The organism is Streptomyces sp. NPDC008139, assembly GCF_042957025.1.
GTDB lineage: Bacteria > Actinomycetota > Actinomycetes > Streptomycetales > Streptomycetaceae > Actinacidiphila.
The window spans coordinates 74,454-88,673 of the sequence record NZ_JBIBHM010000003.1; the positions used below are offsets into that span (position 1 = coordinate 74,454).

The following is a 14,220-nucleotide window of genomic DNA, read 5'->3' on the forward strand; positions in this document are numbered from 1 at the left end:
CCGACGCGAGGTCGAAGGGGCCTTTCGCGATCCGCCGGACAGGCCCTAGCGGCGGACGCGCGGCATCCCCAGTCCGATCCAGGAGATGATCTCGCGCTGGATCTCGTTGTTGCCGCCGCCGAAGGTGAAGATGACGGCGCTGCGGTAGCCGCGTTCCAGCTCGCCGTGGAGCACGGCGCCCGCCGAGCCCTCCTTCAGCGGCCCCGCCGCCGCGGTCACCTCCATCAGCCAGGCGTACGCGTCCCGCCGGGCCTCGCTGCCGTAGACCTTGACCGCGGAGGCGTCCTGCGGGGTGAGGGTGCCGCGCTGGAGGGCGTCCACCATCTGCCAGTTGAGCAGCTTCATGGCGTCGAGCCGGGTGTGCGCGCGGGCCAGCCGGCCGCGGACCCAGCCGAGGTCGATGACCCGGCGGCCGTCGTCGAGCTTGGTGTCGGCGGCCCAGCGCTGGACGTCGTGCAGGGCGCGGATCGCCATGGTGCCGTGCGCGGCCAGCGTGACCCGCTCGTGGTTGAGCTGGGTGGTGATCAGCCGCCAGCCCTTGTTCTCCTCGCCGACCCTGCGGGTGACGGGCACGCGGACGTCGTCGTAGTAGCTGGCGGTCGTGTCGTGCGAGGCCAGGGTGTTGATCACCGTGCAGGAGTAGCCGGGGTCGGTGGTCGGCACCAGCAGCATGCTGATGCCCTTGTGCGGCGGCGCGTCCGGGTCGGTGCGCACCGCGAGCCACACCCAGTCGGCGGTGTCGCCGTTGGTGGTCCAGATCTTCTGACCGTTGACCACGTACGTGTCGCCGTCGCGCACCGCGCGGGTCTTGAGCGCGGCGAGGTCGGTGCCCGCGTCGGGCTCCGAGTAGCCGATGGCGAAGTCGATCTCGCCCGCGACGATCTTCGGCAGGAAGTACGCCTTCTGCTCGTCCGTGCCGAACTGCATGATCGTCGGACCGACGGTGTTGAGTGCCATCAGCGGCAGCGGCACCCCGGCCTGGGCGGCCTCGTCGAAGAAGATGAACTGCGCCATCGGCGTCATCCCGCGCCCGCCGAATTCGGTGGGCCAGCCGATCCCGAGCCAGCGGTCGGCGCCGAGCTTGCGGATCGTCCGCCGGTAGAAGTCCTTGCGTGCGGCGGGGTCGTCGTGCCGGGCGTAGGCGTTGTCCGGTACGAGACCGGCGAAGTAGTCGCGCAACTCGGCGCGCAGCCGCCGCTGTTCGGGCGTGTATTCCAGGTCCACGGCCCCTCCTGAACTCTTCGGGACTCCCGTCGGGACGCACCGGCGGTGCCGGCCGCTGCCCCGATACCGGCGCACACAGTAGAACGCGTTCCAGAAATTCGGAAGGGCCGTGCGAGGGGCGGCGACGGCCGATACCCCGGCCGGGGAACGGGGGCGGCGGGGTGCCACGGCGGCCCACGACACCCCGCCCGCGGGCAGCCGGGATTCGCCGCCGCCGTGGGTGATACTGCAATTTCGCTGGTGGGCGCCGTGTCCACCGGCCCATGGACGGACGCGAGGGACGCACACACGTATGGCCGACGGGCAGGACGACCCCCACGAGGACGACCGGACCGGGCCGCCGGGGGCCGGCGGGGAACCGGTGGCCGAAGACGGGGAACCGGTGGCCGAACGCGGGAAATCCCCTGAGGAGGACCCGCCGTCCGTGCCGGGCGCCACAGCCCTCGGCGTCCGGCGGTACCGAGGGCGGCGGACGATGCGGGTGACCGCGCTCGCCGTCTCCGTCCTGGTCCTGCTGACCGCCGCGACCGGCGCCTTCCTCTACCTCCGCCTGGACGGCAACATCCGCGACCTGCCCCTGTTCGGCGGGGTCGGCGGCGACGCGGGCACCGAGCGGCCCGACGCCTTCGGCAGGACCCCGATCAATGTGCTGGTGATCGGCTCCGACACCCGCGCGGACCCGGAGGACTGCCGCCTCGGCGGCGACTGCGGCCCGGGGCAGAACGCGGACGTGGGCATGGTGCTGCACATCTCCGCCGACCGCTCGCACGCCTCGGTGCTCAGCATCCCCCGCGACACGGTCACCGACCTGCCCGCCTGCCGCGACCCGCACGGCGGTGTCACCGAGCCCCGGCACGCCCGGATCAACTCCACGCTGCGCTACGGCCCCGGCTGTACGGTCGCGGCCGTGCACGCGCTCACGCGGATCCCCATCGACCACTTCGTGATGGCCGACTTCGCGGGCGTGGTCCGGATGTCCGACGCGGTCGGCGGCGTGCCGGTCTGCGTGGACCGCAATGTGTACGACTCCTACTCGCACCTGAAGCTGGCCAAGGGCAGGCACGAACTCCAGGGCACGGCCGCGCTCCAGTTCCTGCGCTCGCGCCACGCGTTCGGCGACGGCAGCGACCTCGACCGTACGGACGCGCAGCATCTCTTCCTCGGCGCGCTCGCCCACCGGCTGCGCGAGAACAGCACGTTCACCGACCCGGCCTCGCTGCTGGACCTCGCGGACGCGGCCACCCAGGCGCTGACCGTGGACACCCGGCTCGGGAGCGTCTCCCGGCTGGTCGGCCTGATCGACGACCTGCGCAAGGTGCCGTCGGCGCGGATCGCGTTCGTCACCATGCCCAACATGCCCGATCCGGAGGATCCTTCCCGCGTGGTCGTCTCGCACTCCGGGCGCCGCCTCTTCGCCGCCATCGCGGCCGACCTCCCGCTGACCGTCACGGACTCCAGAGCGATCGACGGCAAGCCCGACGATCCGACGGACGCCACGGGCTCCACGGATTCCCCGGACTCCACGGCGGGCGTCACGGGTGGCGACGACGGCGACCCCTCAGGGGACGCGACGCAGGACCCCTACGGCGGCGAGGCGGCCACCGCCACCCCGCGCCCGACCCCGACCCCGCCCCTGACCCACGCCTTCGGCCGTACCGCCGGTGGAAAAGCCGCCTGCGCGCGGGTCGCCACCGAGCCCGCGGTCACCGTGCGTGGCGAGACCCTGACCCCGAGCGCCGCCTTCCGCGCGACCCCCTGGATCCCGGTCTCCGCGCCCTGACGTCCCCGCTCACCCGAGCATGCGGGCGCGGAACGCGCTGTGCGGCGCGTATGCGGCGATACTGGGGGGAGACGCGACAGCCCGGCCGGAGCATGCCGTGGGCCGACCGGGCAAGGCGGTCCCCGAACCGCGTCCGGCCCCTTGACCTGGACGAGGGCTCCCGGGCGCCGCACTGCCGACCTTCTCAGGAGGTACTGATGAAGATGCTGATCAACGTCGCCGAGACCGTGGTCGCCGACGCGCTGCGCGGGATGGCGGCGGCGCATCCGGAGCTGACCGTCGACGTCGAGCGGCGGGTGATCGTGCGGCGGGGGGCGCCGTACGAGGGGAAGGTCGGTCTGGTGTCCGGCGGTGGTTCCGGGCACGAGCCGCTGCACGGCGGATTCGTCGGGCGCGGGATGCTGGACGCCGCCTGTCCCGGCGAGGTCTTCACCTCGCCCGTGCCGGACCAGATGGTACGGGCCGCCGCCGCGGTCGACAGCGGGGCCGGGGTGCTGTTCATCGTGAAGAACTACACCGGTGACGTGCTCAACTTCGACATGGCCGCCGAGCTGGCGGAGGACGAGGGCGTGCAGGTCGCCAAGGTGCTGGTCAACGACGACGTGGCGGTGGTCGACAGCCTCTTCACCGCGGGACGGCGCGGTACCGGTGCGACGCTCTTCGTGGAGAAGCTGGCGGGCGCCGCAGCCGACGCGGGAGCGCCGCTCGACCGGGTGGCGGCCGTGGCCCGCCGGGTCAACGAGTCCTCGCGCAGCTTCGGCGTGGCGCTCAGCGCCGTGACCACGCCCGCCAAGGGCGCCCCGACCTTCGACCTGCCCAGCGGCGAGCTGGAGCTGGGCATCGGCATCCACGGCGAGCCGGGGCGCGAGCGCCGGGCCATGATGACGTCCGGCGAGATCGCCGATGTGGCGGTCGACGCGGTCGTGGAGGACCTTCAGCCGGACGGACCGGTGATCGTGCTGGTCAACGGGATGGGCGCGACGCCGCTGCTGGAGCTGTACGGCTTCAACGCGGAGGTGCACCGGGCCCTGACCGAACGCAAGGTCCCGGTCGCGCGCACACTGGTCGGTAATTATGTGACCTCGCTCGACATGGCGGGCTGCTCGGTGTCGATCTGCCAGGTCGACGAGGAACTGCTGGGGCTGTGGGACGCGCCGGTCTCGACGCCCGCGCTGCGCTGGGGCTGCTGAGCGCCTGCTCTCCCGCGCCGTACCGACCGCTCCCGGCAACCGGCCGCCACCGCCGAAAGGACCGTACAACCGTATGAATGCCCTCCCCTCCCCCGGATCCGCCGGCTCCACCGTCGACGCGGACTTCGTGCGGCGCTGGCTGGACACGGCCACCGCCTCCGTCGACCGCGAGTCCGAGCGGCTGACCGAACTCGACTCCCCCATCGGCGACGCCGACCACGGCAGCAACATGCGGCGCGGTTTCATCGCGGCGCGCGACGCCGTCGAGCAGGAACCGCCCGGGACGCCCGGCGGCGTGCTGGTGCTGGTGGGCCGGACGCTGATCAGTACGGTCGGCGGCGCGTCGGGGCCGCTGTACGGCACGCTGCTGCGCAAGGCGGGCAAGGAGCTGGGCGACGAGGAGGCCGTCGGCGCGGACCGGCTGCGGGACGCGCTGCGCGCGGGGGTGGACGGGGTCGCCCAGCTGGGCGGCGCGTCGGCCGGTGACAAGACGATGCTGGACGCGCTGCTCCCGGCGGTCGACGCGCTGACCGGCGCGCTCGACGCGGGCGGCTCGCTGGCCGAGGGCCTGGCGGCCGCGGCCTCCGCGGCCGACGAGGGCGCGAAGGCCACCACGCCGCTGCGCGCCCGCAAGGGCAGGGCCAGCTACCTCGGCGAGCGCAGCGTCGGCCACCAGGACCCGGGCGCGACCTCGGCGGCCCTCCTGGTCGACGCGCTGGCCGCCACGGCGCGGGACGGTGCCGCGTGACCGCCCCGATAGTCGGCATAGTGCTGGTGTCGCACAGCGCCTCCGTCGCGGCCTCCGTCGTCGCGCTCGCCACCGGACTGACCGGCGGCGCGACCGATGTGCCGGTCGTCGCGGCGGGCGGCGGCCCGGACGGCGGGCTCGGCACCAGCTCCGATCTGATCGTCTCGGCCGCCCGGACGGTCGACCAGGGCGCGGGGGTGGCCGTCATCGCGGACCTGGGCAGCGCCGTACTCACCGTCAAAGCGCTGCTCGCGGACGAGGAACTGCCCTCCGGCAGCCGGTTGTTGAACGCCCCCTTCCTCGAAGGCGCGGTCGCCGCGGTCGTCACGGCCTCGACCGGCGCGGATCTCGACGCGGTGGCCGCGGCGGCCGAAGACGCGTACACCTACCGCAAGTTGTGATCTGAGGAGCCGGAGATGTCCGCGGGCCCCCGCCGTCCCACAAGGGTGACGGCGGGGGCCCGCGGGCTGCTGCGGGTCAGCGTCCGTAGCTGATCAGGGCGCGGACCATGCGGCAGGTGATGTCGGACGGCGGGTGGACGCCGATGCGCTCGGCGGTGTCGTGGATCCGGCGGTTGCTCGCCTGCGCCGGGTCGTAGACGCCCGAGTCGAGCAGGGCGATGACCAGGCGCATCGTCTTGAGCCGGCGGTTGTGCGCGATGTACCACTCACGCGGCCGTCCGGCGGGAAGCGGCTTCTTCGGCAAGGACAGTAGGGGCAGTGCGGCAACGGCCATCGGCATCCTCCTGAGGCGTCGGCCAACCCTCTCGAACACTGTCGATTTTACCGCCAAGCACTGACAAAGGCCGCTGCTCAGACGGGGGTTGGGGGATGTTCTTCCGACCCGCGCGAGGGCCCTTCGCACGGCACTGCGCGGCACTTCGCAGGACACTTCGCCGAGGGCCTTCGCGGTCCGCCGACAACGTGGCAGATGTGCGTGCCGGGCGCCGGGACGCCGCGGAGATCCACACGACAGGCCCTAGCCGCCGAGCAGCCGTACGGCGTGGTGGGCGGCGGCGAAGCAGCGCGGGTCCTGGTAGGTCGCGTACTCGCGCCGCGCCACCTCGGCGATCTTGATGGCGTGTTCGTCGCGCAGTTCGACCGCGGCCTCGACGATCCGGCGGCGCTCCGCGGGGTCGTGGGCGTCCACGGCCGGTGCGGCGGGATCGGGTTCGCCGCGTCCGGTGAAGATGTTGAGCAGTGTTCCCGACACGTCGCGGACCGCTTCGTAGGAGGGCAGAGCGAGCTGCGGCGGCAGGTGCGGCAGCGTCATCCGGACTGCGGCGGGCGCGGTGACGGCGTGGATGGCGGGCACCGGATTGCCGCCCGGCCGCATCAGGGTGTAGCGCCCGGCGCCGATCGCGGTCAGCTCGGCGAGCGCGGCGTCCACCGACTGTTCGAGCCGCGCGTCGGCGGCGGCGAACAGCTTGGACTTCGGTTGACGGCCGAGTGTCCTGACCGCACCCACGGCCTTCGCGCCGCGCGCGAGGGCGCTGTCCGGCGGCTGGTAGAGCGCGGCCCAGAAGGCGAGGCCGTTGGCCAGTTCGTGGAGTTGTACGGTGCTCGGCGCGCCGACGGCGGTGATGCCGCGTACGGCGTGCGCGGTACGGATCACGCCGTGGGTCAGACCGGCGAACATGCCGGGAGTCAGCCGGGGCCACCACTTGACCAGGGTCTCCAGCCAGCCCGCGCCGTCGATCTCGCGCCGGAACAGCGTCGCCCAGTCGGCGAGCCGCCGGGCCTCGCCGAGCGCGGCGCGCCAGGAGTCGGGGTCCGCCGCGTCGATGGGGGCGAAGAGGTCGGGCGGCGCGCCGAGGCCGCGGTGGCCCGCGTACCACTCGACCCAGTCCGGCACCTGGTCGCCATGGCCGAGGGCGGCCAGCGCCTCGGCTCCCATCGGGGCGTGGAGCGCGAATCCGCGCAGCTGATTGCCGGACCCGAGGAAGAACCCGGCGTGACCGAGCCGTTCCAGGGCCTCGTTGACGGCGGTGTCGTACGTGTCGTCGTGTGTGTTGTCGTAAGCGTCGTCATGACTGGGGGTGGCGTCGGGCATGGCGGGCACGGTCCCCTCGGGATTGCGCGGTAGCGGCGGGTCGGGCGCGGGCAGTGCGGTGCGGCGAGTCGCAGTACGGTGCGGTGCGGTGCGGGAAACGGGCCCCGCTCCCCCTCGAACCGGGGAACGGAGCCCGCGCACCGCTGTCGCCCTGTACCGGTTCAGCCCCTGGCGGGGGCCGGGTCGGCGAGCGAGGCGGCGGCCTCCGCGGCGGCGATCTCGTCCGCGCTGAGCGGCAGCCCGTGCGGGTTGGCCGAGGCGCCGTCGATCTTCTTGACGAGCAGGCAGGACAGCGCGCCCAGCGCCATCACCACGACGGACACCAGCAGCGTCGGGTGCATGGCGTCGATGAAGCCGTGCCCGAAGACCGCGGTGCCCGCGTCCTGGATCCGGTGCGCCGCGTCGGCGGGGACGTCCGAGGGGAGCTTCAACCCCGAGGTGTTGCCCGCCACTTCGAGGTGCTTGCCCGCGTTGTCGAAGCTCTTCACGAACCCGTCGCGGTAGTCCGCCGGTACGCTCCCGGCCCGCTGCGCCGCCTGGTCCTTGAGGGAGGAGGCGAGCCGGCCCTGGAGCACCGCGCCGACCACGGCGCCCGCGAGCACGGAACCGACCTGCCGCAGCGCGTTGTTGACGCCGGACGCTGCGCCGGTGAGCTTGGGCGGCACATTGCGCATGACCTCGGTGGCCATCGGGGTGAAGGTGCAGCCCGCGCCCATGCCCATGATGAACAGCGGTGCCACGATGCCGGTCCAGCTCTGGCCGACATCGGCCACGGACATCACCCACAGCAGGCCGCCGCCGTACAGCACGAGACCGCTCATCAGGATGTACTTGCCGCCCAGCTTCTCGGAGAGCACACCCGCGGGTCCGGCCATCACGAAGGTGCCGACGGACAGCGGCAGCAGCACGATGCCGGATTTCATGGCGCTGTAGCCGAGGATGGACTGGAGGTAGACGGTGATCGGGAGGAAGAGGCCCACGATGCCGAACGAGATCGCGATGCCGACGAAGTTCATGATCGTGAAGTTGCGGTCCTTGAACAGCGAGAACGGCACCAGGGGTTCGTTGTCCTGCTGGCCGCGCTGGTAGACCAGGAAGGCCGCGAAGACCACGGCGGAGGCGGCGATCGACGTCCAGATCCAGCCGTTCCAGTTGTACTTCTGCCCCTCGATCAGCGCGAAGGAGAGCAGGAAGAGCGTCAGCGACAGCAGGACGACGCCTGGAACGTCGAAGCGGTGCTTGACCGTTCGTTCCGCGTGGGGAATGAACAGCAGGGCGCCGGCCACCGCCAGGACGCCGAGCGGGATGTTGACGAAGAAGATCCAGCGCCAGTCGATCTTGGTGACGAGCACGCCGCCGACGGCCGGGCCCGCGGCGCCGGACACACCGGCCACGATGCCCCAGATGCCGAGCGCGACACCGCGCTTCTCGTGCGGGAAGACGTCGATGATCAGGGAGAGGGTCTGCGGCAGCAGCATCGCGGCGCCGATGCCCTGGATCGCGCGGAAGGTGATGAGCTGCGACGGGTTCTGCGACAGACCGCAGGCCAGGCTCGCCAGGGTGAACAGCGCGACGCCGTAGACGAAGAGGTTCTTCTTGCCGGTCAGATCGCCCATCCGGCCCGCGGTGATCAGGAGTACGGCGAGCGCCAGGGTGTACGCGTTGGTGATCCACAGGATCTGGTCGAGTGACGCGTTCAGGTGCTCCACCATGTCCGGAATGGCGATGTTGACGATCGTCAGGTCGAGCAGTGTCATGAAGAACCCGATGGACAGCACCGTCAGGATCGCCCACGGGTTGCCCCGCAACTTGTTCACAATTCCTCCTTGCCGTGGGCGTGGCAGGCGCTCACGGTCGCATGTGTCGTTCGAGGCGGCGACGATCAGCTCTACGGCCCCAAGAGGAGCCCTCCGCGAGCGGATGTGACATCGCCGTCGGGCGGTGAGGCAGGGATCACAGGCGTGACACCGGCGCGGCCACCGGCGGGAATCGCCGAGGTGAACGCGCGGGTGCGGGGGTGTGCTCGCCCGGCGCCCACGGGGCGGTCAGGGCGGCGAAAAGCCCCCGTGTGAAGGGGAGTTCCCCCACGGAGGCTGTTGTGGGGCAGGACAAGCCCCTGGGAAAACCGTGACAGACGCCTTCTGGCCCGTCAACCGGCGGCTACAGGTGGGTCACCTCGCGCAGCACGGCGACCTCGCGGGGTTCGAGCCCTTCGAGAATGGTCAGGGCGGTGCGGCGGACCCCGGCCGCGGCGGCCGTGTCACCGGCGGCGTGATGGGTGTCACCCAGATAGCTGAGCGTCACGACCTCCTCGGCGAGGTCGCCCAAGGCCCGGGTGATCTCCAGCGACCGTTCGAAGGCGGCGACGGCCTCCGCGTACTGCCCGAGCCCGTGGTGGGCGTAGCCCAGATTGTCCCAGGCGACCGCCTGCATCGGCCGGTCGCCCAGCACACTGTAGAGCGCCAGGCCCTGCTGACACTGCGTCAGAGAGGCGGAGAAGTCGCCGAGTCTGCCCAGCAGCCAGCCCGCCGCGTTACGGGCCCGCGCCTCGCCGTGCTGGTGCGCGACGACGTTGAACAACTCCGCAGCCTGCTGGGCGTATTCGAGCGCTTCCTGGTAGCGGCCGCGGTGTTCGAGCACCGAGCTGAGGCCGAAGTAGGTGTGCGCGAGACCGGTGCTGTCGTCGAGGTCGCGGTAGACCCCGGCGCAGTGTTCGAGGTGAGTGAGGGCGGCCGGGTAGGCGACCAGCCACGAGTAGCTGGTGCCGAGACCCCGGTGCACGCCGGAGCGCCGGGGGCCCCAGGGGTCGGGCGGCGAGGCCGGGTTGGGGCCGCGCCGGTCGGAGACGCCCATCAGGATCCAGCCGAGCCGGTCGGAGTGCACGTCGAAACCGTTGACGTCGGCCTGCGTGACGGTGGCCATCAGGACCTGCTCCTCGGCCTCCATCCACTCCGCCGCCCGCCGCGCGTCGGCGAGCGTCTCGGGCACCGCGCCCGGCTCCGGGTCCCCCAGCGTCAGCGGGATCGGCACCGGGCTCAGCAGCCTGGCCGCCGCGTGGGCGGTGTGCAGGTAGTGGTCGAGCACCCGCAGCAGGACCGTACGGCGCTCCGCCTCGCTGTCGTGCGTGGCGGTCAGCTCACCGGCGTACGCGCGGAGCAGGTCGTGGAAGGTGAAGCGGCCCGGCACATGTTCCATCACCAGGTGGGCGCGGGTCAGGTCGTACAGCGCGCGGCGCGCCTCGGCGACGGTCACCCCGGTCAGGCTCGCCGCGGCCGGGACGGTGATGTCGGGTCCCGGGTGGACCGACAGCAGCCGGAACATCCGCCGGGCGCTCTCCGACAGGTGCCCGTACGACCAGGAGAAGACCGCGCGCAGGTCGGTGGAGGCGTCACCGATGTCGAGGGTGTCGAGCCGGTGGCGTACGTCGCGCAGCGCGGCGACCAGGTCGGCGAGCGACAGCCGGGGCGAGACGAGGGCGCGGGCGGCGGCGATGCTCAGGGCGAGCGGCAGCCGGGCGCACAGCTCGACCAGTTCGGCGGCGGCCTCGGGTTCCGCGGCGGTGCGCTCGGGGCCGAGGCGGCGGGCCAGCAGGTCCAGCGACTCCACCGCGCTGAGCAGGTCGAGGGTGACGGGGGTGGCGCCCTCGGCGGCGATCAGGCCGGTCAGTTGATTGCGGCTGGTGATCACCACGGCGCAGGAGGTGCTGCCGGGCAGCAGCGGTCGGACCTGGTCGGTGTCGCGCGCGTTGTCCAGGACGATCAGGACCCGGCGGCCCGCCAGCAGGGTGCGGTAGAGCGCGGCGCGGGCGTCCAGTTCCTCGGGGACGCTCTCGGCGGGCACCCCGAGCGCGTCGAGGAAGCTGCGGATCGCCTCGACCGGCGCCAACGGGCGGGAACCGGGCGCGAATCCACGCAGATTGACGTGGAGCTGGCCGTCGGGGAAGCGCTCGGCATTGCGCTGCGCCCAGTGGATGGCCAGCGTGGTCTTGCCGATGCCCGCGGTGCCGTCAATGGCCGAGATGACGGCGGTGCCGCCGAACTGCACGGCATGGTCGAGGAGTTCGTCGAGCAGCTTGAGCTGTCTGCGACGGCCGGTGAAGTGCCGTGAGGCGGCGGGGAGTTGGCGGGGCACGCGGGCCGGGGCGGCGACCGGTCCGCCCTCCGTGGCCCGCGGTTTCTCGGGGGCGGCGACCGAGGGATCATTGGCGAGAATCCGCTGGTGCAGCAGGTCGAGCGCGGGCGGTACGTCCAGGCCCATCTCGTCGGCCAGGCGGGTGCGCAGCCCGTGGAAGGCGGCGAGCGCCTCGCTCTGTCTGCCGCCGCGGTGCAGTGCAAGCATGAGCTGGCTGACCGGCTTCTCGCGCAGCGGGTACTCGGCGACGATCGCGGACAGCGAGGCGACCACTTCCGTATGCCGCCCGAGGGCCAACTGGTGGTCGGTATAGGTCTCCTGAACCGCGAGCCGCCGTTCGTTCCAGGCCGCTGCCCTGGCCTCGATCACCCGCCCCGAGAGCCCGGCGAGCGCGGGTCCGTGCCACAACTCCAGGGCCGCGCCCAGAAGTTCCGCACACTCGGTGAGGTCGCCCGCGACGCGCGCCGACTCCGCGGCGGCCACCTGACGGTCGAATTCGGCACTGTCCAGCGCGCCTTCGCTCACCGCCATCCGGTATCCCGCGTCTCCGACGGCCGTGATGTCCCCGGTCCCACCAGGGGCGGCGACCAGCGCCGAGCGCAGTCGCGACACCGCGTTGCGGATCTGCTTTCCGGCCGTGGCGGGCGGAGTCTCGTCCCAGAGGGCGTCGACGAGGTGACTGAGCGATACGGTCCTGTTGGCTTCGAGGAGCAGCAGCGCGAGGACTCGCTGTTCCCTGGGCCCGCCGAAGGGTATTCGGGTCTGACCGGACCAGGCCTCCAAGGCGCCGAGGACCCGAAACCTCACGCCGTCCCCCTTACCGGGCTCGCCCGGCGTTGTGATCGGAAACTGCATCATAGACCGCGGGCTCCAATGAGGACCAGTTGAGGACGAGTTGAGGCCGCCGTGCCCAATGCTTGAGCCAGGCCTTTCAGTTGCGTAGTCGATGTAGTCGATTGATTAGTCGATCAGTGCGGTGAAGGCAAACAAGCTTGGCGGTCTTCCGCCACCCAACGGGGGTGTGGCGTGAAGATCGGCTCGATGGCACACGCCTCGGGTCCCGGCGGCCGGCGGCCGGGGCACGCGCGGTGCCTCCCCTGGGCGAGGCCCGGGTTCGGAACCGGCACGGGGCGGCTCCGCACCCGGGCCTCGTTCGTACCCCCGCGCGGGCCGGTGTCCTCGGTGCGGCTGTTACGGGGCCGGGTATCCGGGGTGCGCCGCTCCCGTAGCGGCGGCGGGCGCGAACCACGTGGGGTCGTCGCGCAGCGCCATTTCGATCCGGCCGCGCGCGATCGGGCCGAGCGACGGCAGTTCGTCCAGCGCGAACCAGCGCACGTCGAGCGATTCGTCGTCGTTCACCCGCGCCTCGCCGCCGACGGCCCGACAGCGCAGCACGATGTCGATGTACTGGGCGCGGTCGCCGTTGTCGTACCTCACCGGCTCGTTGGTGAAGACGCTCAGCACCTTCTCGACGACGGCGTGCACCCCGGTCTCCTCCTCGATCTCCCGGACGGCCGCCTCGGCGGGCTGCTCGCCCGGGTCGGGGATGCCACTGATGAGCGCCCATTTCCCGGTGTCCGTACGGCGGTTGAGCAGGATCCGGCCGCGGTCGTCGAAGACGACGGTCACCACACCCGGCAGGAGCAGCAGGGTGTCCCCCGCCTTCGCGCGGATGTCTCGGATGAATTCGGGAATCGCCATGCCCAGAGCGTACGAGAACGACGGTGAACGCCACACCAGCACCAGGTTTCCCAAGTGGTGCCGGGTTCCCGTACGACGTATCCACAGGTCGGGGTGTCACCCGTTACGGTGGCGACAGACAGCGCCCACGCGGGGAACGCGGGTGTGACGGTACCCCGTCGCGCCCGGGTGGCAGGGGGTACCGGGGGATGGACACGACGGCCGGCGAGACGCCGGGCGCCACGCGTACGAAGGCGGCCGGAGCGCCGCGCCCGCCGCGGCGCGAACCGCGTCCGTACAGCGGCACCACCGACGCCGTCGGCATCGCCCTCCTCGTCTGCTGCGGCGTCTGGACGCTGATCGCCGCCGCGGGCCGCGCCGCCCGCCCCGAGGGCACCCTGCTCGCGATCCTCGCGGTCAGCGCCGGATACGCGGCCGGCCGCATCCTGGGCGCACTGCTGCCGGTGCTCGCGCCCGCCGTCGCGGCCGTGGCCGTACTCGCCCTGGTCCTCGTCCCACCGAGCCGGCTGTCCGCGCACCCCGACGCGCCGCCGCTCGGCTATCCGAACGCCGACGCCGCGCTGCTGGTCCTCGCGGTCGGCGCCGCCTGCTGCGCCGCGTGGGCGGTCCAGGGCAAGGGGTGGCGGCTCGGACTGCGGCTCGTCGCGGCGGGCGCCGCCGTCACCGCGTTCGCGCTGGGCTCGGCGGCGGGCTTCGCGGCGGGGATCGCCGTCGTCCTGTATTCGCTGGCCGCCGCCCGGATGCGGCGGCGGCTGCTCGGCCTGTGCGGGCTGGCGCTGGCCGCCGCGCTCGCCGTCGGCGGCAGCTACGCCGTCGCGGTCGACGCCCTGCCGTCCGGTCTGTCCGAATCGCTGACCGGCCAGCTCACCCAGCCGCGGGTCGAGCTGTGGCACGAGGCGATCGACCTGGCCGAGCGGCACCCGCTGCGCGGGGTCGGGCCCGAGCGGTTCACCGAGGAGAACGCCGGTCCGCCCGCGGACGCCACCACCGCCGTCGCCGCCTCACCGCCGTCCGCGCCGCTCCAGCTCGCCGCCGAGCAGGGCATTCCGGGCGCGGCGCTGCTCGCCGTCGCCTTCGGCTGGCTGCTGTACGCCCTGTGGCGCTCGCCGCGCCCCACCCCTGTCGTCCTCACCGCGGGCGCCGCCCTCACCGGGCTCGCCCTGCTCGCCACCGTCGACCACGTGCTCAGCTACGCCGTGGTCACGGCGGGAGCCGGGTTCCTCGCGGGCATGGCCACGGCCCGCCCTCTGCCGGACGACGGCTGCCCGCCGGTGGCCGCATCGACGCCCGGCCCCTTGCTGCCGGACGACGGATTCGGTCCACTGCGCTGACCGGGTGGCGCGGCCTCGGGGCCCGCCCCGGATACGGGTGTGCGGGCCTGGGCGCCTCCGGCC

General features: G+C 72.6%; 11 protein-coding genes. 5 read left to right on the plus strand and 6 right to left on the minus strand.

All coding sequences use genetic code 11. The features are described 5' to 3' along the window. Positions 1 to 45 precede the first annotated feature (45 nt). Positions 46 to 1,224, minus strand: coding sequence for an acyl-CoA dehydrogenase family protein (locus ACFZBB_RS06940; RefSeq protein ID WP_391118617.1), 1,179 nt, complete (start codon positions 1,222 to 1,224; stop codon positions 46 to 48). 292 nt (positions 1,225 to 1,516) lie between these two features. Here ACFZBB_RS06940 and ACFZBB_RS06945 point away from each other — a divergent pair, with 292 nt between their 5' ends. The 4 genes from ACFZBB_RS06945 to ACFZBB_RS06960 all read left to right on the plus strand — a co-directional run bounded on the left by ACFZBB_RS06945 (position 1,517) and on the right by ACFZBB_RS06960 (position 5,343). Further along, positions 1,517 to 3,004 carry an LCP family protein gene (locus ACFZBB_RS06945; protein ID WP_391118620.1) on the plus strand — a complete coding sequence of 496 codons (1,488 nt, stop codon included), beginning with the start codon at positions 1,517 to 1,519 and terminating at the stop codon, positions 3,002 to 3,004. Positions 3,005 to 3,201: 197 nt separating this feature from the next. After that, positions 3,202 to 4,194: a dihydroxyacetone kinase subunit DhaK gene (gene dhaK, locus ACFZBB_RS06950; RefSeq protein WP_391050147.1), complete on the plus strand. Its 993-nt coding sequence runs from the start codon at positions 3,202 to 3,204 to the stop codon at positions 4,192 to 4,194. Positions 4,195 to 4,267: 73 nt separating this feature from the next. Then, a complete protein-coding gene (dhaL, locus tag ACFZBB_RS06955; RefSeq protein ID WP_355343936.1) occupies positions 4,268 to 4,942 on the plus strand; it encodes a dihydroxyacetone kinase subunit DhaL in 675 nt (224 codons plus the stop codon). Then, complete coding sequence (locus ACFZBB_RS06960; protein WP_391118623.1) at positions 4,939 to 5,343, plus strand: PTS-dependent dihydroxyacetone kinase phosphotransferase subunit DhaM; 405 nt, start codon at positions 4,939 to 4,941, stop codon at positions 5,341 to 5,343. Before dhaL ends, ACFZBB_RS06960 begins: the two co-directional genes overlap by 4 nt. Before the next feature lie 76 nt (positions 5,344 to 5,419). Here the strand turns inward: ACFZBB_RS06960 and ACFZBB_RS06965 are convergent, their stop codons facing one another. The 5 genes from ACFZBB_RS06965 to ACFZBB_RS06985 all read right to left on the minus strand — a co-directional run bounded on the left by ACFZBB_RS06965 (position 5,420) and on the right by ACFZBB_RS06985 (position 12,826). Continuing rightward, the gene (locus ACFZBB_RS06965; RefSeq protein WP_355343930.1) at positions 5,420 to 5,677 is read right to left on the minus strand and encodes a hypothetical protein; all 258 of its coding nucleotides are present in this window, start codon (positions 5,675 to 5,677) and stop codon (positions 5,420 to 5,422) included. 243 nt (positions 5,678 to 5,920) lie between these two features. Then, positions 5,921 to 6,994 carry a hypothetical protein gene (locus ACFZBB_RS06970; protein ID WP_391118625.1) on the minus strand — a complete coding sequence of 358 codons (1,074 nt, stop codon included), beginning with the start codon at positions 6,992 to 6,994 and terminating at the stop codon, positions 5,921 to 5,923. 161 nt (positions 6,995 to 7,155) lie between these two features. Beyond that, positions 7,156 to 8,811 (minus strand): DHA2 family efflux MFS transporter permease subunit, encoded by a 1,656-nt coding sequence (locus ACFZBB_RS06975; RefSeq protein ID WP_391118627.1) that lies wholly within the window; start codon positions 8,809 to 8,811, stop codon positions 7,156 to 7,158. Positions 8,812 to 9,154: 343 nt separating this feature from the next. Further along, positions 9,155 to 11,932, minus strand: coding sequence for a BTAD domain-containing putative transcriptional regulator (locus ACFZBB_RS06980; protein ID WP_391118629.1), 2,778 nt, complete (start codon positions 11,930 to 11,932; stop codon positions 9,155 to 9,157). 384 nt (positions 11,933 to 12,316) lie between these two features. Beyond that, positions 12,317 to 12,826, minus strand: a complete 510-nt coding sequence (locus ACFZBB_RS06985; RefSeq protein WP_391118631.1) for an NUDIX domain-containing protein — start codon at positions 12,824 to 12,826, stop codon at positions 12,317 to 12,319. A 188-nt stretch (positions 12,827 to 13,014) separates the two neighbouring features. Between ACFZBB_RS06985 and ACFZBB_RS06990 the strand changes: the two genes are divergently transcribed. Continuing rightward, positions 13,015 to 14,157 carry an O-antigen ligase family protein gene (locus tag ACFZBB_RS06990; RefSeq protein WP_391118633.1) on the plus strand — a complete coding sequence of 381 codons (1,143 nt, stop codon included), beginning with the start codon at positions 13,015 to 13,017 and terminating at the stop codon, positions 14,155 to 14,157. The last annotated feature ends 63 nt before the right edge of the window (positions 14,158 to 14,220 follow it).